The organism is Albidovulum sp., assembly GCF_008933605.1.
Classification (GTDB): Bacteria; Pseudomonadota; Alphaproteobacteria; order Rhodobacterales; family Rhodobacteraceae; genus Albidovulum.
Window position 1 is genome coordinate 1 of the sequence record NZ_WBUS01000059.1, and the last position, 19,654, is coordinate 19,654.

General features: G+C 69.5%; 26 protein-coding genes. 8 read left to right on the forward strand and 18 right to left on the reverse strand.

Annotated features, from left to right (window positions below):
* Nucleotides 1-375 (reverse strand): arginase family protein (locus F9K34_RS09625; protein WP_291336746.1); only part of this gene is annotated, 375 nt, incomplete at its 3' end.
* A 188-nt stretch (nt 376-563) separates the two neighbouring features.
* On the opposite strand from F9K34_RS09625, the gene F9K34_RS09630 reads away from it, so the two are divergent.
* Both F9K34_RS09630 and F9K34_RS09635 read left to right on the forward strand, forming a co-directional pair.
* Entirely contained in the window at nt 564-1,109 is a 546-nt protein-coding gene (locus F9K34_RS09630) for a hypothetical protein (RefSeq protein WP_291336747.1), read from the forward strand.
* 132 nt (nt 1,110-1,241) lie between these two features.
* A complete protein-coding gene (locus F9K34_RS09635; RefSeq protein WP_291336748.1) occupies nt 1,242-1,502 on the forward strand; it encodes an I78 family peptidase inhibitor in 261 nt (86 codons plus the stop codon).
* Between the two features lie 2 nt (nt 1,503-1,504).
* On the opposite strand, the gene F9K34_RS09640 is transcribed toward F9K34_RS09635, so the two are convergent.
* The gene (locus F9K34_RS09640; RefSeq protein ID WP_291336749.1) at nt 1,505-2,104 is read right to left on the reverse strand and encodes an HNH endonuclease; all 600 of its coding nucleotides are present in this window, start codon (nt 2,102-2,104) and stop codon (nt 1,505-1,507) included.
* 152 nt (nt 2,105-2,256) lie between these two features.
* Between F9K34_RS09640 and F9K34_RS09645 the strand changes: the two genes are divergently transcribed.
* The gene (locus tag F9K34_RS09645) at nt 2,257-2,673 is read left to right on the forward strand and encodes a VOC family protein (protein WP_291336750.1); all 417 of its coding nucleotides are present in this window, start codon (nt 2,257-2,259) and stop codon (nt 2,671-2,673) included.
* Nucleotides 2,674-2,677: 4 nt separating this feature from the next.
* Here the strand turns inward: F9K34_RS09645 and F9K34_RS09650 are convergent, their stop codons facing one another.
* The 3 genes from F9K34_RS09650 to F9K34_RS09660 are packed head-to-tail and all read right to left on the reverse strand — an operon-like array spanning nt 2,678 to nt 5,391.
* Nucleotides 2,678-3,340 (reverse strand): alpha/beta hydrolase, encoded by a 663-nt coding sequence (locus F9K34_RS09650; RefSeq protein WP_291336751.1) that lies wholly within the window; start codon nt 3,338-3,340, stop codon nt 2,678-2,680.
* Nucleotides 3,337-3,969 (reverse strand): DNA-3-methyladenine glycosylase family protein, encoded by a 633-nt coding sequence (locus F9K34_RS09655; protein ID WP_291336752.1) that lies wholly within the window; start codon nt 3,967-3,969, stop codon nt 3,337-3,339. Before F9K34_RS09655 ends, F9K34_RS09650 begins: the two co-directional genes overlap by 4 nt.
* Entirely contained in the window at nt 3,970-5,391 is a 1,422-nt protein-coding gene (locus tag F9K34_RS09660) for a PLP-dependent aminotransferase family protein (RefSeq protein ID WP_291336753.1), read from the reverse strand.
* Nucleotides 5,392-5,474: 83 nt separating this feature from the next.
* Between F9K34_RS09660 and F9K34_RS09665 the strand changes: the two genes are divergently transcribed.
* Nucleotides 5,475-5,693, forward strand: a complete 219-nt coding sequence (locus F9K34_RS09665; protein WP_291336754.1) for a DUF1127 domain-containing protein — start codon at nt 5,475-5,477, stop codon at nt 5,691-5,693.
* 111 nt (nt 5,694-5,804) lie between these two features.
* Here the strand turns inward: F9K34_RS09665 and F9K34_RS09670 are convergent, their stop codons facing one another.
* The 4 genes from F9K34_RS09670 to F9K34_RS09685 all read right to left on the reverse strand — a co-directional run bounded on the left by F9K34_RS09670 (nt 5,805) and on the right by F9K34_RS09685 (nt 7,864).
* Nucleotides 5,805-6,059, reverse strand: a complete 255-nt coding sequence (locus tag F9K34_RS09670; RefSeq protein WP_291336755.1) for a hypothetical protein — start codon at nt 6,057-6,059, stop codon at nt 5,805-5,807.
* A 205-nt stretch (nt 6,060-6,264) separates the two neighbouring features.
* The gene (rpsI, locus tag F9K34_RS09675) at nt 6,265-6,768 is read right to left on the reverse strand and encodes a 30S ribosomal protein S9 (protein WP_291336756.1); all 504 of its coding nucleotides are present in this window, start codon (nt 6,766-6,768) and stop codon (nt 6,265-6,267) included.
* Nucleotide 6,769: 1 nt separating this feature from the next.
* Entirely contained in the window at nt 6,770-7,234 is a 465-nt protein-coding gene (gene rplM, locus F9K34_RS09680; RefSeq protein ID WP_291336757.1) for a 50S ribosomal protein L13, read from the reverse strand.
* 207 nt (nt 7,235-7,441) lie between these two features.
* The gene (locus F9K34_RS09685; protein WP_291336758.1) at nt 7,442-7,864 is read right to left on the reverse strand and encodes a PaaI family thioesterase; all 423 of its coding nucleotides are present in this window, start codon (nt 7,862-7,864) and stop codon (nt 7,442-7,444) included.
* Between the two features lie 55 nt (nt 7,865-7,919).
* On the opposite strand from F9K34_RS09685, the gene F9K34_RS09690 reads away from it, so the two are divergent.
* Nucleotides 7,920-8,705 carry an enoyl-CoA hydratase gene (locus F9K34_RS09690; RefSeq protein WP_291336759.1) on the forward strand — a complete coding sequence of 262 codons (786 nt, stop codon included), beginning with the start codon at nt 7,920-7,922 and terminating at the stop codon, nt 8,703-8,705.
* A gap of 71 nt (nt 8,706-8,776) precedes the next feature.
* Here F9K34_RS09690 and F9K34_RS09695 read toward each other — a convergent pair whose 3' ends face one another.
* The 3 genes from F9K34_RS09695 to F9K34_RS09705 all read right to left on the reverse strand — a co-directional run bounded on the left by F9K34_RS09695 (nt 8,777) and on the right by F9K34_RS09705 (nt 12,238).
* Entirely contained in the window at nt 8,777-10,261 is a 1,485-nt protein-coding gene (locus F9K34_RS09695; protein WP_291336760.1) for a carboxypeptidase M32, read from the reverse strand.
* Nucleotides 10,258-11,412, reverse strand: coding sequence for a heme A synthase (gene ctaA, locus F9K34_RS09700; protein WP_291336761.1), 1,155 nt, complete (start codon nt 11,410-11,412; stop codon nt 10,258-10,260). The genes F9K34_RS09695 and ctaA overlap by 4 nt, the downstream gene beginning before the upstream one ends.
* Before the next feature lie 64 nt (nt 11,413-11,476).
* Nucleotides 11,477-12,238: an RNA methyltransferase gene (locus tag F9K34_RS09705; RefSeq protein ID WP_291336762.1), complete on the reverse strand. Its 762-nt coding sequence runs from the start codon at nt 12,236-12,238 to the stop codon at nt 11,477-11,479.
* A 143-nt stretch (nt 12,239-12,381) separates the two neighbouring features.
* On the opposite strand from F9K34_RS09705, the gene F9K34_RS09710 reads away from it, so the two are divergent.
* Entirely contained in the window at nt 12,382-13,002 is a 621-nt protein-coding gene (locus F9K34_RS09710; protein ID WP_291336763.1) for a thiamine phosphate synthase, read from the forward strand.
* A gap of 3 nt (nt 13,003-13,005) precedes the next feature.
* Here the strand turns inward: F9K34_RS09710 and F9K34_RS09715 are convergent, their stop codons facing one another.
* The 3 genes from F9K34_RS09715 to F9K34_RS09725 all read right to left on the reverse strand — a co-directional run bounded on the left by F9K34_RS09715 (nt 13,006) and on the right by F9K34_RS09725 (nt 14,943).
* Complete coding sequence (locus tag F9K34_RS09715; RefSeq protein ID WP_436405728.1) at nt 13,006-13,845, reverse strand: lysophospholipid acyltransferase family protein; 840 nt, start codon at nt 13,843-13,845, stop codon at nt 13,006-13,008.
* Nucleotides 13,842-14,627 carry a GNAT family N-acetyltransferase gene (locus tag F9K34_RS09720; protein WP_291336764.1) on the reverse strand — a complete coding sequence of 262 codons (786 nt, stop codon included), beginning with the start codon at nt 14,625-14,627 and terminating at the stop codon, nt 13,842-13,844. Before F9K34_RS09720 ends, F9K34_RS09715 begins: the two co-directional genes overlap by 4 nt.
* Before the next feature lie 136 nt (nt 14,628-14,763).
* Entirely contained in the window at nt 14,764-14,943 is a 180-nt protein-coding gene (locus F9K34_RS09725; protein WP_291336765.1) for a DUF3553 domain-containing protein, read from the reverse strand.
* A gap of 28 nt (nt 14,944-14,971) precedes the next feature.
* Here F9K34_RS09725 and F9K34_RS09730 point away from each other — a divergent pair, with 28 nt between their 5' ends.
* Nucleotides 14,972-15,568: a histidine phosphotransferase family protein gene (locus tag F9K34_RS09730; protein ID WP_291336766.1), complete on the forward strand. Its 597-nt coding sequence runs from the start codon at nt 14,972-14,974 to the stop codon at nt 15,566-15,568.
* Nucleotides 15,569-15,571: 3 nt separating this feature from the next.
* On the opposite strand, the gene F9K34_RS09735 is transcribed toward F9K34_RS09730, so the two are convergent.
* The 3 genes from F9K34_RS09735 to obgE form a co-directional block, all read right to left on the reverse strand.
* Nucleotides 15,572-16,831: a glutamate-5-semialdehyde dehydrogenase gene (locus F9K34_RS09735; RefSeq protein ID WP_291336767.1), complete on the reverse strand. Its 1,260-nt coding sequence runs from the start codon at nt 16,829-16,831 to the stop codon at nt 15,572-15,574.
* A 96-nt stretch (nt 16,832-16,927) separates the two neighbouring features.
* Nucleotides 16,928-18,043, reverse strand: a complete 1,116-nt coding sequence (gene proB, locus F9K34_RS09740; RefSeq protein WP_291336768.1) for a glutamate 5-kinase — start codon at nt 18,041-18,043, stop codon at nt 16,928-16,930.
* Nucleotides 18,031-19,059 carry a GTPase ObgE gene (gene obgE / locus F9K34_RS09745; RefSeq protein WP_291336769.1) on the reverse strand — a complete coding sequence of 343 codons (1,029 nt, stop codon included), beginning with the start codon at nt 19,057-19,059 and terminating at the stop codon, nt 18,031-18,033. Before obgE ends, proB begins: the two co-directional genes overlap by 13 nt.
* A 326-nt stretch (nt 19,060-19,385) precedes the next feature.
* Here obgE and F9K34_RS09750 point away from each other — a divergent pair, with 326 nt between their 5' ends.
* Nucleotides 19,386-19,580 (forward strand): hypothetical protein, encoded by a 195-nt coding sequence (locus F9K34_RS09750; RefSeq protein WP_291336770.1) that lies wholly within the window; start codon nt 19,386-19,388, stop codon nt 19,578-19,580.
* Nucleotides 19,581-19,654: the final 74 nt, after the last annotated feature.

Here is a 19,654-nt window from a genome sequence, read left to right on the forward strand (position 1 = left end):
GGAAAGGGGGCGTATCCCCTTCGCCCTCAGCCCGGCGAAGTAGCGCTCGAACCGGGCGAGAGTGTCGCCGCCATCGACCGGGTTCGGGCCGACGTCGCCGAGATCGGCGCAGTTGGCCGCCGCAAAGGGCCGGAGACCCGTCACCGGATGCTGCGCCCGGATCATCGAGGAGTAGTCGCGCAGTTGCCGCGGCGCGTGCCGGGGCCCGGGGCGGTTCGAGACGCCGCCGTCCCAGGGAAGCCCGACGAGCCCGATCTGCACGTCCGCTTCGCGCGGATGGCCCGGCGCCACATGCGGCAGGCGCATGAAGGTGGCGATGCCCGCGAAGCGCGGCAGGTCCATTCCGGAAACCGGTTGAAAGAACGCGTCGGCCATGATGTCGCTCCCTGTTGTCGGGGCGACCATCGCAGCGCCGTCGGCCGAGGTAAAGCCCCCGCGCGGGAAGGCTCCCGAATTGCCGGAAAGGGCCATTTCTGCTATGAGTCTCGCGCTGGTCCGGTGGCGGGACCGCGCCCCGGACCGGTGGTCGCAAGTGAGACGGACCAACCAAGCGGGGTATCACCATGGAAAGCCTTTTGACGGTGACGAGTGGTCTGGTGACGGCAGTCAGCCTTGTCGCTGCCTCTGCCGTGTTTGCGGATGATGCCGACCTAATCAAGAGCGCCGAATCCGCCGCGCCAGCGGCGGTGTCAGCCGGTGCGACGATCTACGCGATGGACGACAGCGGTGCGATGAAGACGCTCCGCGAGGGAACCAACGGGTTCTGGTGCATGCCCGACAATCCCGCCTCTCCGGGACCGGACCCGATGTGCGGCGATGCGAACTCGATGGAGTGGGCGATGGCCTGGATCGGCAAGACGGAGCCGCCCAAGGGCAAGGTCGGCTTCATGTACATGCTGGCCGGGGGCACGGACGCCAGCAACACCGATCCCTACGCAACGGCGCCGTCAGAGGGCAACAACTGGGTGCAGACCGGCCCGCATGTCATGGTCGTCAACGCCATGGATGTGATGGCAGGCTATCCCGAGGATGCCCAGCCCGACACCGCGCGGCCCTACGTCATGTGGGCGGGAACACCCTATGCCCACCTGATGATCCCGGTCGAATAGCGCGGGCGTCGGACCTGTCCCAAACTCCGCCGCCGTCCGCAGGGAACCGGCGTGGCGGCGGCGGAGTTTGGGATTCGGTCGCGGCCGGCCGGGCGCCGGGACGGCCGGAAACCCTGACCGCGAGGACTGCTCATGCGCTATACGACATCAGCCGGACTTGCCCTGATCCTGGCGACCGCCGCCTGCGTGACGGCGCCCGAAGAGGACAGTTGCGGCGCGAAGGCACTTTCGAACCTCGTGGGCGCGCCGGTCGCGGCGGCCGAAGGCATCGGCGTCGGCCGGACGGTGCGCATCCTCTACCCGGACACCGCGCGCACCGAAGATTACGCCCCTGCGAGGCTCAACGTCGAGGTGGGCTACGACGGGATCATCACCAGCCTCTGGTGCGGCTAGGTCTACGCCTCCAGTTCGGCATCCCAGTAGAGGAAGTCGGCCCAGCTTTGGTGCAGGTAGTTCGGCGGGAACCGCCGGCCGGCGCGCTGCATCTCCTCGGCCGAGGGCTGGTGCGGCGGGCGCCGCAGCGACAGGCCCGACTGTTTCAGCGACCGGTTCGCCTTCCTCAGGTTGCAGGGCGAACAGGCGGCCACGACATTGTCCCAGCTCGTCACCCCGCCGCGCGACCTCGGGACCACGTGATCGAAGGTCAGATCGCCCTTCGAGCCGCAATACTGGCAGCAGAACTCGTCCCTCAGAAAAAGATTGAAGCGCGTGAAGGCCACGCGCTTCTGGGGTTTCACGTAGTCCTTCAGCACGACGACCGAGGGTATTCGGATCGCCGCCCTTTGCGAGCGCACCACCTGGTCGTACTCCGCGACGATGGTGACCCGGTCGAGCACGGCGGCCTTGATCGCCTCCTGCCAGGGCCAGAGCGAGAGCGGGTAGTAGGAGAGCGGACGGAAATCGGCGTTGAGCACCAGCGCCGGAAAATGCCTCAGGGCAGAAGGCTCGCGGACGAAGCTCGTCCTGAATTCGTCGTCGTGAACCCTGTCCAGCATGGGTGACTCCGTCCTCGCCCCGTCTGCCTGCTGCGACCCCGGGGCGGGAGCACCCGCCCCAGCTTGTGCAAACTATATCTGGCGTATCGCCACTGGCAAGACCCGCTATTTGCGGTAGGCTCCTATCGCGGCAAAGTGACAGGGGAATGACGATGGATGCTCCACCGATCCTCGGGACGCTCGAAAGCGCGCTCTACGCCAACGATCTCGCGGCGGCGGAAGCGTTCTACGCGGGCACGCTGGGACTCGCGGTCGTGGTCCGCCAGCCTGGCCGGCATGTCTTCTTCCGCGTCGGGCCCTCGATCCTCCTGGTCTTCGATCCCTCGGCGACCGAACGCCCGGCCGCGCCTGGGGCGCACCTGCCCGTCCCGGCCCACGGCGCGAGGGGACCCGGTCACTACTGCCTCTCCGTCGCCGCCGAGGCGCTCGACGCGTGGCGCGCGCACCTCGAGGCGGCCGGCGTCGCGATTGAGGCCGACTTCCGCTGGCCGAACGGCGCGCGGTCGATCTATGTCCGCGATCCGGCGGGCAATTCGCTCGAATTCGCCGAGCCCGCGCTCTGGGCCTGAGCCGTCAGCCGGGCAGCTTGTCCGTGAGGAAGGCGAGCGCTACCGACAGACCGTCCGGGGCGATGCCGTGCCCGGTGCCCTTCATCACATGGCCGTAGGTCTCGAACCCCGCCTCGGTCAGCGCGCGGCCCGCCGCCGCCATCTCGGCGAAGGGGACCATCTGGTCCTGATCGCCGTGCAGGAGAAGGACAGGCGGCTTCGACAGCGCCTCGGCGGAAAGCAGGTCGGGGCGGAGGAGGCGGCCCGAGAAGGCCACGATCCCCGCAACGGGCTCCGGCCGGCGCGGCAGGACGTGGAGCGCCATCATCGTGCCTTGCGAGAACCCGATCACCGCAAGCCGGTCCGGCGTCAGGCCCTCGACGTCGAGCTGCGCGTCGAGGAAGGCGTCGAGGTCGGCCGACGACCGCGCGATGCCCTCGGCCGCCGCCGCCTCGGACGACCCGTCGAGCCAGGGGATCGGGAACCATTGCCGCCCGAAGGGGTTGCCGGCGCAGGGCTCGGGCGCGTCGGGGGCCACGAAGACCGTGTCCGGTAGATGCGGCCCGAGCGGATCGGCCAGGCCGAGAAGGTCCGCCCCGTCGGCGCCGTAGCCGTGCAGGAAGATGACGAGCGACCGCGCCTCGCCCGACTGTGCCGCCTTCCGTCCGAATCTGAGCTCGCGTGTCACCTGATCCCCTCGCGCTTGCGCCTGAGCCGGTAGTAGGCCCAGAGCGCACGCGCCGCAACAGCTCGCCAGGGCCGCCAGTCCTCGGCCATCGCGCGCAGAGCCGGTTCCGAGGGCCGCTCCGGCAGGTCAAAGAGCATCCGTGCCGCCTCCTGCAACGCCAGGTCGCCAGGCGCGAAGACATCCGCCCGGCCGAGCGAGATCAGCGCGTAGACCTCCGCCGTCCAGCGTCCGATGCCGGGGATGGCGACGAGCGTGGCAATGACCGCCTCGTCCTCGGCGCGGCGCAGGGCGGCATAGTCGAGCCCGAAGCGGGCGAGTCCCTGCGCATAGCGGATCTTCTGGCGCGAAAGGCCGCAGGCGCGCAGATCCGCCTCGGCGGCCCTTGCCAGGACGGCCGCGTCAAGCAGACCGGCGTCTTCAAGCTTCGCCCGCATCGCCTCGGCCGAGGCGGTGGAAACCTGCTGGCCGAGAATCGCGTCGAGCAGGGCCTCGAACCCGTCCGGGCGGCGGCGGAGCGGCAGCGGGCCGGTCTCGGACAGGAGCGCGGCGAAGCGGGGATCGCGCGCGGCGAGCCATTCCGCACCCTCCGCGACATCCGCCGCGGTCTCGATGATCCGGCCGACCATCATTCAGACCGGCAGGTCGCCGGGAGGGTTGCGCAGCAGAAGCGCCATCGCGTCGAGCGCGCGGACGAAGGCGGGCTCGGGCGAGCGGCCGTCGATGGCGATGCGGACCGCGTTCGGCGCGTGGGCGTCCACCAGCGCGTATTCGTCGGCCGAACGCACCAGCACGCCGGCGCTCTCGGCCTCGCGCATGAAGGTGGAGGCGCGCCAGCCCTGCGGCAGCTTAAGCCAGACGAAGGCGAGCCCCTTCTGCCAGGCGATGTCGAAGGTGCCGAGCGCGTTCAGCGCAAGTTCCAGCCGGCGCTCCTGCACCGCCTGCGCCGCATCCCTAAGACGCGCCGCCTCGCCGCTGGTGAAGAGCGCCAGCATGAGGTCCACGATCGGGCGGGCGAGGCCGAAGTAGGAATGCTGGGCGGCGAGGCGTGCATATTCGCCCTGCGCGGAAGGGCAGACGATGGCGCCGAAGCGGAGCCCCGCCGCCAGCGACTTGGAGATAGAGGTGACATGCCAGGTCCGCTCGGGAGCGAGCGCCCGGAGCGCGGGCGCGCTGGCCTGGCCGACCGAATAGCAGTCGTCCTCGATGATCTGGAGGTCGTGGTGGCGCGCCACCGCGACGATCTCGAGCCGGCGACCGACGGGCATCCGCATCGTCGTGGGGTTCTGTGCCTCGGTGGTGACGCAGACGATCCGGGCGCCGCTGCGGCGGCAGGCCTCGTCCAGCGCGGCGGGCGAAAGGCCCTGAGGGTCGAGCGCCACCGGCACCACCTCGGCCCGGTTGAGCCGCGCGGCATGGCGGAAGCCCGGATAGGCCAGTTCCTCCAGCAGGACCTGCGGCCGCGGCCCCTTCAGGCAGCATTGCAGCGCGAGCCCGATGGCGTTCTGGCCGCCCTGCGTCAGGACGATGTCGTCGCCGCCGATCGCGCCGAGGTCGCGGTCCGCGAGCCACTCCGCGTAGGCCGCCCTGAGCGGCCCGTCGCGCTTCAGGCCGGGATAGCCGAGATAGTCGAAGTCGCCGGCCGCCGCGAGACGCCCGAGCACGGCGGCAATGGCGGCGTTCTGGCCGATGTCGGGAAGCTGCGGGCTGCGCAGGTCGATCAACCCCGGATCATCGCCCTTCGGACGGGCGAATATCCCCACGGATTCGACCAGCAGCGCCTGATCCGCCCCGAATTTCGGCCGTGTGGCCGCGACGAAGGTGCCGCGCCCGACCACCGCCTCCAGGATCCCCTCCTGCGTCACGATCTGGTAGGCGCGCGCCACCGTGCCGGGCGTCATGCCGAGCCGCCAGGCGAGGTCGCGCACCGGCGGCAGCCGGTCGCCCTTCGCCAGCGCGCCCGACCGCACCGCGTCGCGCAGCGCGTGGGTCAGCGCCAGGTATTTCGGACCCTCGAAGCGGTCGAGGTCGGGCAGCCAAATTGTATCCGGCACAATGAACCTCTGGAAGCGCCATTTTCCGCATTGTATGTATTCAATACAGGATCAATTGCTTTGTATCAACACAAAGGTGCCCCATGACCCGCCTCACGGCCTCCGCCCCCGCCCCGTTCGGCCTGCCGGCATCCGCCGGCAGCCTGACCGCGTGGTCGCGCGCGGTGCGCGTGCTGCAGCAATGGTCGGGACGACGCCGCAGCCGGATCGCGCTGGCGCGGCTGGATGACCGGCTGCTGCGCGATGCCGGGCTCGACGCGCTCATGGCCGAGGCCGAGGTGGCCGAGCCGTTCTGGCGCTGAGTTCAGGGTCCCGAACATCCCCGACGGACCCGTTCCCTCGGCCGGGCTCTGCCCGGCCGTTTTTTCTGTGAGCGAGCCGACGCCGCGCGCCGGGACAAGGCTCCGCCGGCGTCAGGCCGCGACGGCCTCGATCGCGATGGCGCGCCGCTTCAGCTCGGAATAGAGCGCTGGCAGGACCCGCGTCTGGTCCACCGCATAACGCAGCACCTCGCCGATGGTGTGATCGGCGGCCGGCGTGCGGACACGCCAGATCATCCGCCGGGCGACGCCGTCGTCGTAGATGATCTCGATTCCGCCGGACGCGGCCTTGCGCAGGCCAAGGAAATCGAAGCCCCCGTGGGAGCTGTGGTAGGACTGGAGGGGCATTTTGCTGCTCTGGTTTTCTGCCTCAATGCGGCGACCATGCAGGCGACCGCGCCCTCGGGTCAACCGGGCCGCGGACAAATCCGCGTGAGCGAGTCCGCAGCGCAACAGAGCGCAACAGATTGATTCCGTGCACTTTCCACGAATAAGGGCGCGTCCGGCAGGACGCGCCCCATATCTTGCGGTCGGCCCCGAACGGGGCGCGAGATCAGCGCTTGGAGAACTGGAAGGACCGGCGGGCCTTCGCCTTGCCGTACTTCTTCCGCTCGACCACGCGGCTGTCGCGGGTCAGGAAGCCCGCCGCCTTGAGCGCCGGACGGAGGCTCGGTTCGTAGAGCTGGAGCGCCCGGCTGATTCCGTGCTTGACCGCGCCGGCCTGGCCCGAAAGCCCGCCGCCCGCCACCGTCGCCATCACGTCGAACTGACCTTCGACATTGGCCACCTGGAACGGCTGGCGCAGGATCATCTGCAGCACCGGACGGGCGAAGTACTTCGAATAGTCGATGAACTCGCCCTTGTTGTTGCGGATGAGGAACTTGCCCGACCCCGGCTTGATCCAGACGCGGGCGACCGCGTCCTTGCGCTTGCCGGTGGCATAGGAACGGCCGAACTTGTCACGCTGCGGCTCGCGGGGCGCTTCGACCTCGACCGCGGCGGCGCTGCCGGCGACGATCGATTTCAGATCGTCGAGGGATTTGATTTCGTCGGCCATCTCATGCGCTCCGGGTGTTCTTCGGGTTCATCGACTTCACGTCGAGGACTTCGGGCGACTGCGCCTCGTGCGGATGGGCGCTGCCTGCATAGACGCGCAGGTGCGTCATCTGCTGGCGGCCGAGCTTGTTGCGGCTGATCATCCGCTCCACGGCCTTCATCACCACGCGTTCGGGATGGGCGCCTTCCAGCACCTGCTCGGCCGTGCGGAACTTGATCCCGCCCGGGTGGCCGGTGTGCCAGTAGTAGCGCTTGTCGGCGCGCTTGTTGCCGGTCATCTGCACCTTGTCGGCGTTGATGACGATCACGTTGTCGCCCATGTCCATGTGCGGCGTGAAGGTCGGCTTGTGCTTGCCACGCAGGCGGTTGGCGACGATCGTGGCGAGGCGGCCCAGAACGACGCCCTCGGCGTCGATCAGGATCCACTTCTTCTCGATCTCCGCCGGCTTCGCGGTATAGGTCTTCATCTCTGGCCCTTCGGGTTCGGAAGCGGTCGGAGGCACGCCATTTGCGCACCCCGAATTCGGATGCGGGCTTTTCCTGCATTGCCGCACGCCCGTCAAGTCTCTTCGCGGGATAATATCCTATCGATTTCAATGCTCTGCAAAATAGGTATCATAATACCCCAGTTTTTCGGACGCCCGCCGGCCGATTCCAGCCGCTGCCGCGCCGGCTCAGCGTGCCGGCGGGATCGAATAGGTCAGGTTCGCGCGCGCCACCGGCTCGGCCCGCCCGTCGCTCCTCACCAGGACCTCTCCCACCGCCAGCACCCGGCCGAGTTTCAGCAGCCGCGCCTCGCCGATGAGGTCGCGTCCCGCCTCGGGCTTGCGCAGGAAGTCGATTCCCGCGTTCGTGGTGACGGCGAGCGCCACCGGCCCGATCCGGGCCAGCAGTGCCAGGTAGACGGCCACGTCGGCGAGCGCGAAGATGTTGGGGCCCGAGACGGTGCCGCCGGGCCTCAGGTGCCGTTCGGCGACACGCAGCCGCACCACGACCCCCTCCGCGGTCAGCCGCTCCACCACGAAATCCTCCGCGACCTGTGGAAACTCCCGCGCGAGGAAGGCGCCCAGTTCCGCCTCGGTCATCACCACCTGCATCTTCCGTCTCCGCTTTCCTACCCGTAAGCTTCCCGCAAAGGGAGGGAATGGCAAGATGACCGATCTCTTGTTGCGGACGGACGAGGGCCACATCGCCACGCTGACGATGAACGCCCCGGGAAGCCTCAACGCGCTCTCCGACGCGATGCTCGCCGCTCTCAAAGCCGAATTCGCCCGGCTGGGCGAGGACAGGGACACCCGCGTGGTGATCCTGAAGGGCGAGGGCCGCGCCTTCTGCGCGGGCCACGACCTGAAGGAGATGCAGGCGGGCCGCGCCGCCCCCGACAGGGGGCGCGCCTATTTCGCCGACCTCTTCGCCCGCTGTGCCGAAGTGATGCAGATGATCCCCGCCCTGCCCCAGCCGGTCATCGCCGAGGTCCACGGCATCGCCACGGCGGCGGGCTGCCAGCTCGTCGCCTCCTGCGACATGGCCGTCGCGGCGGAAGGTACGCGCTTCGGCGTCAACGGCGTCAATATCGGCCTCTTCTGCTCCACCCCGATGGTCGCGCTCAGCCGCAACGTGCCCCGCAAGGTCGCGTTCGAGATGCTGACGACCGGCGCGTTCATCGACGCCCAGCGCGCCGCCGAGGTCGGGCTCGTGAACCGGGTCGTGCCCACGCAGATGCTCGCCGCCGAGACCCGGGCACTCGCCGAGACGGTCGCCGCCAAGCTCAGCGCCGCCGTGAAGATCGGCAAGCGCGCCTTCTACGACCAGATCGAGATGACGCGCGCGGCCGCCTACGACCATGCCGCAGCGGTCATGGTCGAGAACATGCTCTGGCGCGACACCGAGGAGGGGATCGCCGCCTTCCTCGACAAGCGCAAGCCGGACTGGTCCTGACCTCGCCTTTCGTCGTGGCGCAGATGCTCCGGGGCTCAGGGAGCAGCGCCCCCTGCCTTCCCAGGGGGCCGTCAGAGCCCGTAGATCGCGCCGAACTTCGCCTCGAGGTAGTCGAGTAACGGTCCCTCCGAAGGCGCCGCGCCGGTGGCCCGCTCGATCACCTCGGCCGGGGCGTAGAGCCCGCCGTAGCGCTGCACCTTGGCGCGCAGCCACTCCGTCGCGGGCCTTGCGTCGCCCTGCGCGAGGCCCGTGTCGAGGTCGGGAAGGTCGGCACGGAGCGCCCTGTGCAGGCATCCCGCGTAGACGTTGCCGAGGGAGTAGGTCGGGAAATAGCCGAAGAGCCCGACCGACCAGTGAACGTCCTGAAGCATCCCGTTCGCGGGCCTGTCCACCGCCACGCCGAAGTCCCTGGCGAAGCGAGTGTTCCAGGCGTCCTCCAGGTCCGCGACCGCGAGCCCGCCGGAAAAGAGCGCGCGCTCGAGGTCGAAGCGCATCATGATGTGGAGGTTGTAGTGCACCTCGTCCGCCTCGGTGCGGATGAAGCCCGACTGGACGCGGTTGACCGTGCGGTAGAATTCCTCGGGGGAACCCACGCCGAAGTCGCCGAAGATCGCGTGCATCTGGCCGTGCAGCCAATGGGTGAAGGCCCGGCTGCGGCCGAGCTGGTTCTCGTAGATCCGGCTCTGGCTTTCATGCACGCCCATCGACACCCCGGCGCCGAGCGGTGTCATCAGGTGTGCCTGGTCGATGGCCTGTTCGTAGGCGGCATGGCCGGTCTCGTGGATCGTCGAATAGAAGCAGTTGAAGGGCTCGGCCTCCACCACCCGCGTGGTGATCCGCACGTCGTTGCCCGAACCGGAAGAGAACGGGTGCACCGCGAGGTCGAGCCGGCCGCGGTTCCAGTCGTAGCCGAAGGCCGTGGCGAGGTCGCGGGCGAGCCCGAGCTGCCGCGCCTCGGCGAAATGGCCGGACAGCGGCGCCGGGTGACGGTCCGCGCCGAGAATGCGTTCCCGCAGCGCCACAAGGCGCGGCCGCATCCGGTCGAAGATCGCGGCGATGCTCGCGGCCGTGGCCTCGGGCTCGTAATCGTCCAGAAGCGCGTCGTAGGGATCGCCCCCGCCATAGCCCGTCGCCGCCAGCGCCTGACCCTTCTCGTGGACCAGCGCCACAACCCGCTCGAGCGTCGGCAGGAAGTGGGCCACGTCGTTGCGCGCCCGCGCCTCGGCCCAGATGCCCTGGGCGACGCTCGTCACCCGCGCGATCTCGGAGACGAGCCTTCCCGGCACGGCGGCGTTGCGCCCGTAGGTGCGCGCGATGAGCGCAAGCGCCCGCGCCCCGGCCGCATCCGTTGCCTCGGCCCGCGAGAGCCAGTCGCCGACGCGCGGATCGGTGCGGCGGGCATGCAGCACGCCCTCGATCGCGGCCATCTCCTCGCCGCGCTGGTCGGCCGCGCCCGGGGGCATCACCGTCTCCTGGTCCCAGCCGAGCCGACCGGCGATCTGCGCCAGCGCCTCGGTCTCGCGCTGGAAGGCCATGAGGTCCCGGAACGCGCTCATCTTGCCCCCCGGATGGACTGGGCGACGGGATACTGCACCCGGTGCCGGGCGCGCAGGATCAGAACCCAGACCGCGACCGCGCCGAGCTGGTGAACGAGCCCGAGCGCGAGCGGCGCGGCATGGAGAACGGTGACGATGCCGAGCACGACCTGGCCTAACACGGCCGTCGCCATCCAGGCGAAGGCGGCACGCGTCGCCGGATGCGACGACCGCCGGCCCTTCGCCCAGGCCACCACCGCGAGGGCAAGGAGGAGGTAACCGGCCATCCGGTGGAGGAACTGCACGAGGCCGGGGTTCTCGAAGATGGCCAGCACCGCCGGGCCGCCCTCGGGCAGGTAGAAGGCATCGGCCGGAAAGAAGCTGTCGCCCATCAGCGGCCAGGTCGGGAAGGCCCGCCCCGCGTCGATCCCCGCGACGAGGGCGCCGAGAAGGATCTGCACGAAGGCCAGATGCATCAGTCCGGTGGCAAGCGAGAAAAGCCGCGCCTCGCGCAACCGCCGCGCCTGCAGCAGCGCGGGCTCCGTCCGCGCGAGGGAGAGCATGTACCAGGCAATGAGACCGAGGATCACGAAGGCAAGGCCGAGATGGGTGGCCAGCCGGTAGGAGGCGACATCCACCATCCGGCCCGTCAGCCCCGAGGCGACCATCCACCAGCCGATCGCCCCCTGCAGCGCACCGAGCGCGCCGAGCGCGGCGAGCCTTCCGGTCCAGCCGGGCGGCATGCGCTTCGTCGCCCAGAAGAGGACGAAGCCCACCACCCAGACCAGCCCGACGACGCGGCCGAGTTGCCGGTGCCCCCATTCCCACCAGTAGATCGCCTTGAACGCGGCGAGGTCCATCTGGTGATTCTGCAACTGGAACTCGGGGCTCGCCTGGTACTTCGCGTATTCCGCCTGCCAGTCAGCCTCGTTCATGGGTGGCAGCGCGCCGGTGACGGGGCGCCACTCGGTGATCGAGAGCCCGGAATCGGTCAGCCGCGTCAGCCCGCCGACGGCGATCATCGCCACGACGAGCGCGAAGAGGATCACGAGCCAGAGCCGGACCCAGCCCCGCGCGCCGCCCCGGCCCTCGTCGATCATGCCGCCAACCGGGGGCAGCGGGACCGTCACCCCCTCGCCCACCTCCTCGAAGATGCTGCGCTTGCCTGCCATCGCCGCCTCCGTTCAAGCGCGCGGACACTAGGCCGGCGCCGCGAAAGCTGCAAGGCCGCCGCCCCTACCCGTCCCGCCGGCGCAGGAGCTGACGCAGCATCCCGTGCAGCGTCTGCACGTCCGCGCGCGTCAGCGGCATCCGGCTCCAGAGATTGCGGAGGTTGAGCTTCATGCCCTCGGCCTTCGTCTCGGGAAAGAAGAACCCCGCCGCCTCCAACCGCGCCTCGAAGTGGTCGCCGAGTTTCTCGACCTCGATTGCGCTGGCAAGCTCCGTCCCGGCGAGCGCCAGCACTTCGGGCGCGGCCGCTGTCCCCTGCCGGCCCCATTCGTAGGCGCAGAGCAGCACCGCCTGCGCGAGGTTCAGCGAGGGAAAATCCGGGTTCACCGGCACCGAGATCATCGCGTTGGCCCGCGCCACGTCCTCGTTCTCCAGCCCCGCGCGCTCCGGGCCGAAGAGCACGGCGACCTTCCGCCCCGCGGCAGAGAGGGCGCGGGCGTGGTCCATCGCCCGTTCGGGCGTCATCACCGGCTTCGTCAGGTCGCGCCCCCGTGCCGTCGTGGCAAAGACATAGGCGCAATCGGCCACCGCCTCGGGCAGGGTCGCGAAGACGCCGGCATGGTCGAGCACCCGCCCTGCCGCGCCCGAGGCCATGGCGACCGCGCGCGGGTTGGGCCAGCCGTCGCGGGGGTCCACCATCCGCATGTGGACGAGCCCGAAATTCAGCATCGCCCGCGCCGCCGCGCCGATGTTCTCGCCCATCTGCGGGCGGACGAGGATGAAGGCGGGCTGGGACACGGGCGGGTTCTTGAGCGCATCGGTTGGCATCGCGGCCTGATACGCGCTCGCGCACGGGCCGGCAAGCGGCGTGACCCGGTGTGCAGCGGGGGACGAACGAAGCGCCGGGGCCCGTAGCCAAGGCTGCAAAACTGCGCTAATCGGGGCCGATCACCGCCGATCCGGAGCCGTGCATGGCCGCCCAAGACCGACCGCAGATCTACCTCATCGCCCCGCCCGACCTCGACCTCGCGGTCTTCCCCGACCGGCTCGCGCGGGTTCTCGACGCTGCGGATGTCGCCTGCCTTCGCTTCGGCCTCGCCACGGCGGATGCCGACCGGATCGGGCGCGCCGCCGATGCCTTGCGGGCCGTGGCCCATGACCGCGACGTCGCCATCGTGGTGGAGACCCATCTCGGGATTGCCGAGCGGCACGGGCTCGACGGCGTCCACCTGACCGACGGGGCGCGGAGCGTGCGCGAGGCGCGCAAGGCGCTCGGGGCCGATGCCATCGTCGGCGCCTATTGCGGCGCGACCCGGCACGAGGGGATGAACGCGGGCGAGGCCGGGGCCGACTACGTCGCCTTCGGGCCGGTGGGCGAGACGCTCTTGGGCGGGGCCGCGCGGGCGGACCGCGACCTCTTCGCCTGGTGGTCGGAGATGATCGAGGTTCCGGTCGTGGCCGAGGGCGGCCTGACCCCGGCGCTCGTGGCCGAGCTTGCGCCCGTCAGCGACTTCCTCGGCATCGGGCCGGAAATCTGGGGCGCCGATGACCCGCTTGCCGCGCTGCGCGCCCTCCTCGCGCCGCTCGACTGACGCTCAGCCCTGGTAACGCGGGCCGAGCGTCGTGCGAAGGTCCGACCGCACGCTTGCCTCGCAGGCCCGGGCGAGGTCCTTGCGCGAGGCGACGGAATCCACGGCGATCGGGTCGTGGAACACGACCTCGACCGAGCCCTGGCGGAATTGTGCAAGCACCTTCAGGAGATGGCTGGCGAAGTTCATGTCGCCCCACCAGCCGTAGAACCGCTCCCCCCGGCCGTCCGGAGCGCGGTAGACCAGGCTGACCGGCTGGACCTGCATGATCTCGTCGAGCCCGTGGGTGTAGAACGCTGCGAAGAGCGTGGACTTGAAGGGTATCACCCGCAGGCCGTCGGTCGAGGTGCCCTCGGGGAAGAACATCAGCTTGTGGCCCGCGCGCAGGCGCGCCTCGAAGACCGCCTGCTGGGCCTTCGCCTCCTTCGGGTCACGGGCGATGAAGACCGTCCCGGTCGCCCGGGCGAGCCAGCCGATGAAGGCCCAGCGGGAAACCTCGGACTTGGCGACGAAGTAGACCGTCTGGCAGGCATTCAGCGCGAAGATGTCGAGCCAGGAGACATGGTTCGACACGACGGCGCCGCGGTGGCGCATCGGCGTTCCCCGCACGCGGTAGCGGATCCCCAGGATCGGGAAGGCCAGCCGGCAGACGGTGCGGGTGACATGCGGCGTGAGCGGCCGGTCCGCGCCGAAGAGCGGGCGCTCGATCAGCCGCAGGAGAAGGAGAAGTGCGAGCCCGCCATAGGTCACGGCGCCGAAGACGAGCCCGCGCAGCACCGCCAGGACGAGCCCCGGGGGCCCGATCCGCACCGTGTCGGCCGGCTCCGCCTCGCGCCAGGTCGTCACGCCCTGGGCTCGTGCTTGCGGGTGTAGAACCCCTTGTGCCGCTCGCTCATCGCCGCCGTGTCCATCAGCAGGCAGACGTCCGTCGTGTTGAACGCCTGGTCGATGAAGGCGCCATCGCCGACGAAGCCGCCGAGCCTGAGATAGGCCTTGATCAGCGCCGGCATCGCCACCATCGCCGCCCGCCGGTCGAGCGCCTCGGCCGGGATCAGGTCCATCCGCTGGTAGTGCGCCGGCAGTGCCCGCACCCGGATCGGCTCTGGCGCAAGGTGGTGGTGGTGAAGCCAGGACAGCGGCAGCTTCAGCGCCTCCACGTCCGTGCCGTGGAAGCTTGCCACCCCGAAGAGCACCTCGACCCCGTGGTCGAGCACATAGTCCGCGAGCGCGTTCCAGAGGAGGAACATCGCGGTACCGCCCCGGTAGTCCGCATCGACGCAGGAGCGGCCAAGCTCCAGGAGCCTCCGCCCGGACGCGCGCAGGGGGCCGAGGTCGTATTCGCCGTCGCAATAGAACCGCCCGAAGGCTGCGGCGCGGTCGCTGCGCAAGAGCCGGTACGCCCCGACCACATGATCGAGCGCCGCCGCGTCGCGGGTGGTGTCGACGAGGATCAGGTGATCCATCACCGGGTCGAACTCGTCGCGCTCGAATCGCCCCGCGTGATCGACCAGCGGCCCGTCGCCGCCCAGTTCCTCGACGAAGACCCGGTAGCGCAGCCGCTCCGCCGCGAGAAGGTCGGTCTCGGACACGGCCAGGCGCACCTGGAACTGCGTGGTATCGAGGGTCATCGTCGCTGCCACACCCGCGTCATTCGGAATGCCTGCGCGTTGTAGGAGGGGGCCATGTCATTTGCAACCGACTGGCACCCGCGGCGCGCGTTGACACTACCTTGGGCTGTGCTAGCGTGCCGGAAACACCTTTAAGTCAGTCCCCGGGGCCGATGACCAGCCGAAGCGCCACCCGTTCGCCGTCGATCACCACCTTGCCGGCGTGTTCGAAGTTCACGGTGATCCGCCTGCCGATGCGCGACTGCACCTGGCCGAGCCCCCAGTCGGGGCAGTCGGGATGACGCACCAGCATTCCGGGCTCCAGGATCTCGTTCACGGGCTTTCCTCCCTGCCGCAGGCCGCCGATGCCGGGTGAACCGTCCGACCTCGTGGCCCTCGTCGGCTCGCGCATCTGCCACGACCTTATCAGCCCGCTCGGCGCGATCGGCAACGGGGTGGAACTGCTGATGATGTCGGGCAACGGCGCGGGCCCCGAACTCGCGCTGATCGCGGAAAGCGTCACCAATGCCAATGCGCGCATCCGCTTCTTCCGCCTCGCATTCGGCGCGGCGGCGCCGGGACAGGGCGTCGCGCGGGCCGAGGTGCGCTCGATCCTCGACGACATGACGCACGGGGGGCGGCTGAAGATCGACTGGGATCTCGCGGGCGATGCCGCCCGCACCGAGGTGAAGCTCGCCTTCCTCGCGATCCAGTGCCTCGAAAGCGCGCTCCCCTTCGGCGGCCGCATCCGGGTGACGACGGAGGGCGACCTCTGGCAGATCGGCGCCGAGGCGCCGCGGCTGAAGCTCGACCCCTCCCTCTGGGACCGGCTCGGGGGTGACGGAACCGCCGAGGTCACGGCGGCCCAGGTGCAGTTCGCGCTCCTACCCGCGGAGCTTGCGCGGCAGGGCCGCAGCCTCGCGCTCAGGCTCGAGGACACCGCCATCGCCCTGCGCTACTGAGGGTCAGGCGCGGATCGTGCCGTCGCCGGTCACGAGGTACTTGAAGCTCGTCAGCTGCTCGGCGCCCACCGGCCCGCGCGCATGCAGCTTTCCGGTGGCGATGCCGATCTCCGCCCCCATGCCGAACTCGCCGCCGTCGGCGAACTGAGTGGAGGCATTGCGCATCAGGATCGCCGAATCGAGCCGCTCGAAGAACCGCGCGGCGGTGGCGTCGTTCTCGGTCAGGATCGCCTCGGTGTGCTGGCTGCCGTATCTGCGGATGTGGTCGATCGCCTGGTCCACCCCGTCCACAAGCTTGGCCGCGATGATCATGTCCAGGAACTCGCGCCCGAAATCATCGGGCCCAGCCTTCCTGGTGCCGGGGATCTTGAGGAGCTCCCCTTCGGTGCGGACCTCGACGCCCGCCTTGATGAGGTCCTCGATCAGGACGGACCCGTGCTTGGTGTAGAACTGCCAGTCGATCAGGAGGCACTCGGCCGCGCCGCAGATGCCGGTGCGGCGGGTCTTGGCGTTCAGGACCACGCGGCGGGCCTTGTCGAGGTCGGCGTCGCGGTCGGCGTAGACGTGGCAGATGCCTTCGAGGTGCGCGAAGACCGGCACCCGCGCCTCGCGCTGGACGAGGCCGACGAGACCCTTGCCGCCGCGGGGGACGATGACGTCGATGTATTGGGTGGCCTGCAGCATGGCCGTGACCATCTCGCGGTCCCGGGTCGGGATGAACTGGATCGCCGCTGCGGGGAGGTTCGCGGATTTGAGGCCGTCGAGCATGCAGGAATGGATCGCCTCGGAGGTCTCGAAGCTTTCCGAGCCGCCGCGCAGGATCACGGCGTTGCCGGACTTGAGGCAGAGCGCGCCCGCGTCGGCGGTGACGTTCGGGCGGCTCTCGTAGATCACGCCGACGACGCCCAGGGGGGTGGCGACGCGCCGGATGTGGAGACCATTCGGGCGGTCCCATTCGGCGAGGATTCGGCCCACCGGGTCCTTCTGTTCGGCGATCAGGCGCAGCGCGTCGACGATGCCGTGCAGGCGGTTGTCGTCCAGCTTCAGGCGGTCGAGCATGGCCGGGGTCAGGCCCTTCTGGGCGCCTGCGTCAAGGTCGAGGACGTTCGCGTCGAGGATCTCCTGCCGACGTCGCCAGACCGCATCGGCGGCCGAGATCAGCGCCGTGGCCTTGCGTTCCGAGGAGGCGCAGGCAAGCTCGGCTGCCGCCGCACGGGCCTTCTGGCCGATGTCGGTCATCAGGTCGGTGAACGGGCCGTCCATTGCGCGTCCTTTCCATCCGGGCAGCGGGGTTTGCGAAAACTCCGCGCCAGAAACTCCTAGATTTCCGGTCCGATCTCCTTGCGGAAACCGGGCCCCTCAGACCACCATGTCGTCCCGGTGCACCAGCGCCGCGCGGCCCTGATAGCCCAGGATCGCCTCGATCTCACCGGACCGGTGCCCGGCGATCTTGCGGGCCTCGGCGGAAGTATAGCGCACCAGCCCCTTGCCGAGAACCACGCCCTCGGGGCTGAGGATCGCCACCGGCTCACCGCGGCCGAAGCTGCCGGTCACTTTCGTAACCCCCGCCGGGAGAAGGCTTTTCCCGGCCCGCAGGGCCGTAACGGCGCCCGCGTCCAGCATCAGCTCGCCCTTCGGCTTCATCGCGTTGATCCAGCGCTTGCGCGCGACATGCGGGTCGGCGGAGGGGACGAACCAGGTCCGCGTCGCGCCTTCGGCCAGGGCCTTCAGCGGCCTGAGGGTAGAGCCTTCCATGATCGCCATTGCGCAGCCGCCTGCGACGGCGGTCTTCGCGGCGAGAAGCTTGGTCTTCATGCCCCCCTTCGACAGCCCGCTGATCGGGTCGCCCGCCATCGCCTCGATCTCGGGCGTGATCGTATCAACCACGTCGAAGCGGGTGGCCGCAGGGTCTTCCTTCGGGTTCGCGGTGTAGAAGCCGTCGACGTCGGAGAGAAGGATCAGCTGGTCGGCGCCCACGGTCACCGCGATCTGCGCGGCCAGACGGTCGTTGTCGCCGAAGCGGATTTCGTCGGTCGCGACCGTGTCGTTCTCGTTCACGATCGGCACGACGCCGAGGCCCAGAAGCGTCTCCATCGTCGCGCGGGAGTTGAGGTAGCGACGGCGATCCTCGGTGTCCTCCAGCGTCACCAGCACCTGCGCGGTGGTCAGCCCATGGGGGGCGAGGACTTCCTCGTAGGCGCGGGCAAGGCGGATCTGGCCGACAGCGGCGGCGGCCTGGGATTGCTCCAGCGTCAGCACGCCCTCGGGCAGGCCCAGGACCTTGCGACCCAGCGCGATGGAGCCCGATGAGACCAGCACCACATCGGCGCCGCGCGACTTCGCCTCGGCCACGTCAAGCGCGAGGGCCGACAGCCAGTCCTGCTTGAGGCCGGTGCGGCGGTCGACAAGGAGCGCCGAGCCGATCTTGACGACAAGACGCCGCGCCGCCGCGATGTCCGGCCTCAGGGTCGCCATTCCCGCTCCTCGGGCGCGGCCTCGCGCCGGCCCTCGGCAATAATCGAGAAAAGCGCGCGCAGCACCTCCGGAACGCCCTGGCCGGTGACACCGGAAATCGCGAAGACCGCCCCGCCGGACGCCTTTTCGAGGCTGCGGCGGCGGTTCGCGAGCGTCCTCGCGTCGAGCGCGTCGATCTTGTTAAGCGCGGTGATCCGGGGCTTTGCGACGAGGTCCTCGGAATAGGCCTCGAGTTCCTGAAGGATCGTCCGGTAATCCTTTGCGATCGTTGAGGAAGTTCCATCGACGAGGTGCAGGAGCACGGCGCAGCGCTCGACATGGCCGAGGAAGAGATCGCCAAGGCCGCGGCCCTCCGACGCGCCCTCAATGAGGCCGGGGATATCGGCCATGACGAACTCCTTGCCGTCGATCCCGACGACGCCGAGGTTCGGCACCAGCGTGGTGAAGGGATATTCCGCGATCTTCGGCCGGGCATTCGAGACCGCGGCAAGGAAGGTGCTCTTGCCGGCATTCGGCAGCCCCACGAGGCCGGCATCGGCGATGAGCTTCAGCCTCAGCCAGATCGTCCGCTCCACCCCCTCCTGGCCGGGATTGGCGCGGCTCGGCGCGCGGTTGGTACTGGACTTAAAGCGCAGGTTGCCCCAGCCGCCGTTGCCACCCTGGGCGAGCAGCACCCGCTGCCCGACCTCGGTCAGGTCGGCGATCAGCGTTTCCTCGTCCTCGTCGATGATCTCGGTGCCGACCGGCACCTTCAGCACGATGTCCTCGCCCGACTTGCCGGTCCGCTGGCTGCCCATGCCGGGCTGGCCGTTCCTGGCGAAGAAATGCTGCTGGTAGCGGAAGTCGATGAGCGTGTTCAGCCCCTCCACCGCCTCGGCCCAGACCGAGCCGCCATTGCCCCCGTCGCCGCCGTCCGGCCCGCCGAACTCGATGAACTTCTCGCGCCGGAAGCTCGAACAGCCCGCGCCGCCGCCACCGGAGCGGATATAGACCTTGGCAAGATCGAGAAACTTCATGGGCGGGCTTTCCTGGAGTCTGACAGGCGATAGAGCCTGACGCGGGATTCCGCAAGGCCGCGGCGATTCCGCCGGGCGGAGGCCCGTGATGGGCTCGTGAAGGGCGCGTGGCGGGGACCGACACGGCAAATGCGGCCGCGCGGCGCCGCAGCGTCGAAACAAATCCCCGCGCCGGCCTCAATCTTGCCACAACCGGAAGGATAAATCGGTCTTGTTAACATGCTGGAAAGAAATGCCCTCCAGTCTGGGGCAGCGACATCGGGCAGAAGACCGCCCTCAACCCATCCGAACCGGTCGGGGAGCCGGGCACTCACGGAGGAACTGAGATGAGCCTTTACGACATCGCCGGCGAGTACCAGAGCCAGTCGATCCAGCGCCCCTCCAGCCGCGGGTGGATCGCGTCGCTCTTCGCCGCCCTCCGCCGGCCGCACGATGTCACCCCGGCCACGAAGATCGAGGACCCGAACGAGGCGAAGCACCGCCGGCGCGAGCAGGGCTATCTCATGGACATCGGCGTCTGAGCCGACGGGCGCCGGCGAGGGCCGGCGCGACGCAACCGGTCCGCGGGCACCGCGCCTGTCGGACACGCAATGAG

Bases quoted from the DNA above. Each gene is read 5' to 3' on its own strand.
- F9K34_RS09630 (WP_291336747.1), top strand. From the start codon at position 564: ATGGAAAGCCTTTTGACGGTGACGAGTGGTCTGGTGACGGCAGTCAGC.
- F9K34_RS09635 (WP_291336748.1), top strand. From the start codon at position 1,242: ATGCGCTATACGACATCAGCCGGACTTGCCCTGATCCTGGCGACCGCC.
- F9K34_RS09640 (WP_291336749.1), bottom strand. From the start codon at position 2,104: ATGCTGGACAGGGTTCACGACGACGAATTCAGGACGAGCTTCGTCCGC.
- F9K34_RS09645 (WP_291336750.1), top strand. From the start codon at position 2,257: ATGGATGCTCCACCGATCCTCGGGACGCTCGAAAGCGCGCTCTACGCC.
- F9K34_RS09655 (WP_291336752.1), bottom strand. From the start codon at position 3,969: ATGATGGTCGGCCGGATCATCGAGACCGCGGCGGATGTCGCGGAGGGT.
- F9K34_RS09665 (WP_291336754.1), top strand. From the start codon at position 5,475: ATGACCCGCCTCACGGCCTCCGCCCCCGCCCCGTTCGGCCTGCCGGCA.
- F9K34_RS09670 (WP_291336755.1), bottom strand. From the start codon at position 6,059: ATGCCCCTCCAGTCCTACCACAGCTCCCACGGGGGCTTCGATTTCCTT.
- rpsI (WP_291336756.1), bottom strand. From the start codon at position 6,768: ATGGCCGACGAAATCAAATCCCTCGACGATCTGAAATCGATCGTCGCC.
- rplM (WP_291336757.1), bottom strand. From the start codon at position 7,234: ATGAAGACCTATACCGCGAAGCCGGCGGAGATCGAGAAGAAGTGGATC.
- F9K34_RS09685 (WP_291336758.1), bottom strand. From the start codon at position 7,864: ATGCAGGTGGTGATGACCGAGGCGGAACTGGGCGCCTTCCTCGCGCGG.
- F9K34_RS09690 (WP_291336759.1), top strand. From the start codon at position 7,920: ATGACCGATCTCTTGTTGCGGACGGACGAGGGCCACATCGCCACGCTG.
- F9K34_RS09695 (WP_291336760.1), bottom strand. From the start codon at position 10,261: ATGAGCGCGTTCCGGGACCTCATGGCCTTCCAGCGCGAGACCGAGGCG.
- ctaA (WP_291336761.1), bottom strand. From the start codon at position 11,412: ATGGCAGGCAAGCGCAGCATCTTCGAGGAGGTGGGCGAGGGGGTGACG.
- F9K34_RS09705 (WP_291336762.1), bottom strand. From the start codon at position 12,238: ATGCCAACCGATGCGCTCAAGAACCCGCCCGTGTCCCAGCCCGCCTTC.
- F9K34_RS09710 (WP_291336763.1), top strand. From the start codon at position 12,382: ATGGCCGCCCAAGACCGACCGCAGATCTACCTCATCGCCCCGCCCGAC.
- F9K34_RS09720 (WP_291336764.1), bottom strand. From the start codon at position 14,627: ATGACCCTCGATACCACGCAGTTCCAGGTGCGCCTGGCCGTGTCCGAG.
- F9K34_RS09730 (WP_291336766.1), top strand. From the start codon at position 14,972: ATGCCGGGTGAACCGTCCGACCTCGTGGCCCTCGTCGGCTCGCGCATC.
- F9K34_RS09735 (WP_291336767.1), bottom strand. From the start codon at position 16,831: ATGGACGGCCCGTTCACCGACCTGATGACCGACATCGGCCAGAAGGCC.
- proB (WP_291336768.1), bottom strand. From the start codon at position 18,043: ATGGCGACCCTGAGGCCGGACATCGCGGCGGCGCGGCGTCTTGTCGTC.
- obgE (WP_291336769.1), bottom strand. From the start codon at position 19,059: ATGAAGTTTCTCGATCTTGCCAAGGTCTATATCCGCTCCGGTGGCGGC.
- F9K34_RS09750 (WP_291336770.1), top strand. From the start codon at position 19,386: ATGAGCCTTTACGACATCGCCGGCGAGTACCAGAGCCAGTCGATCCAG.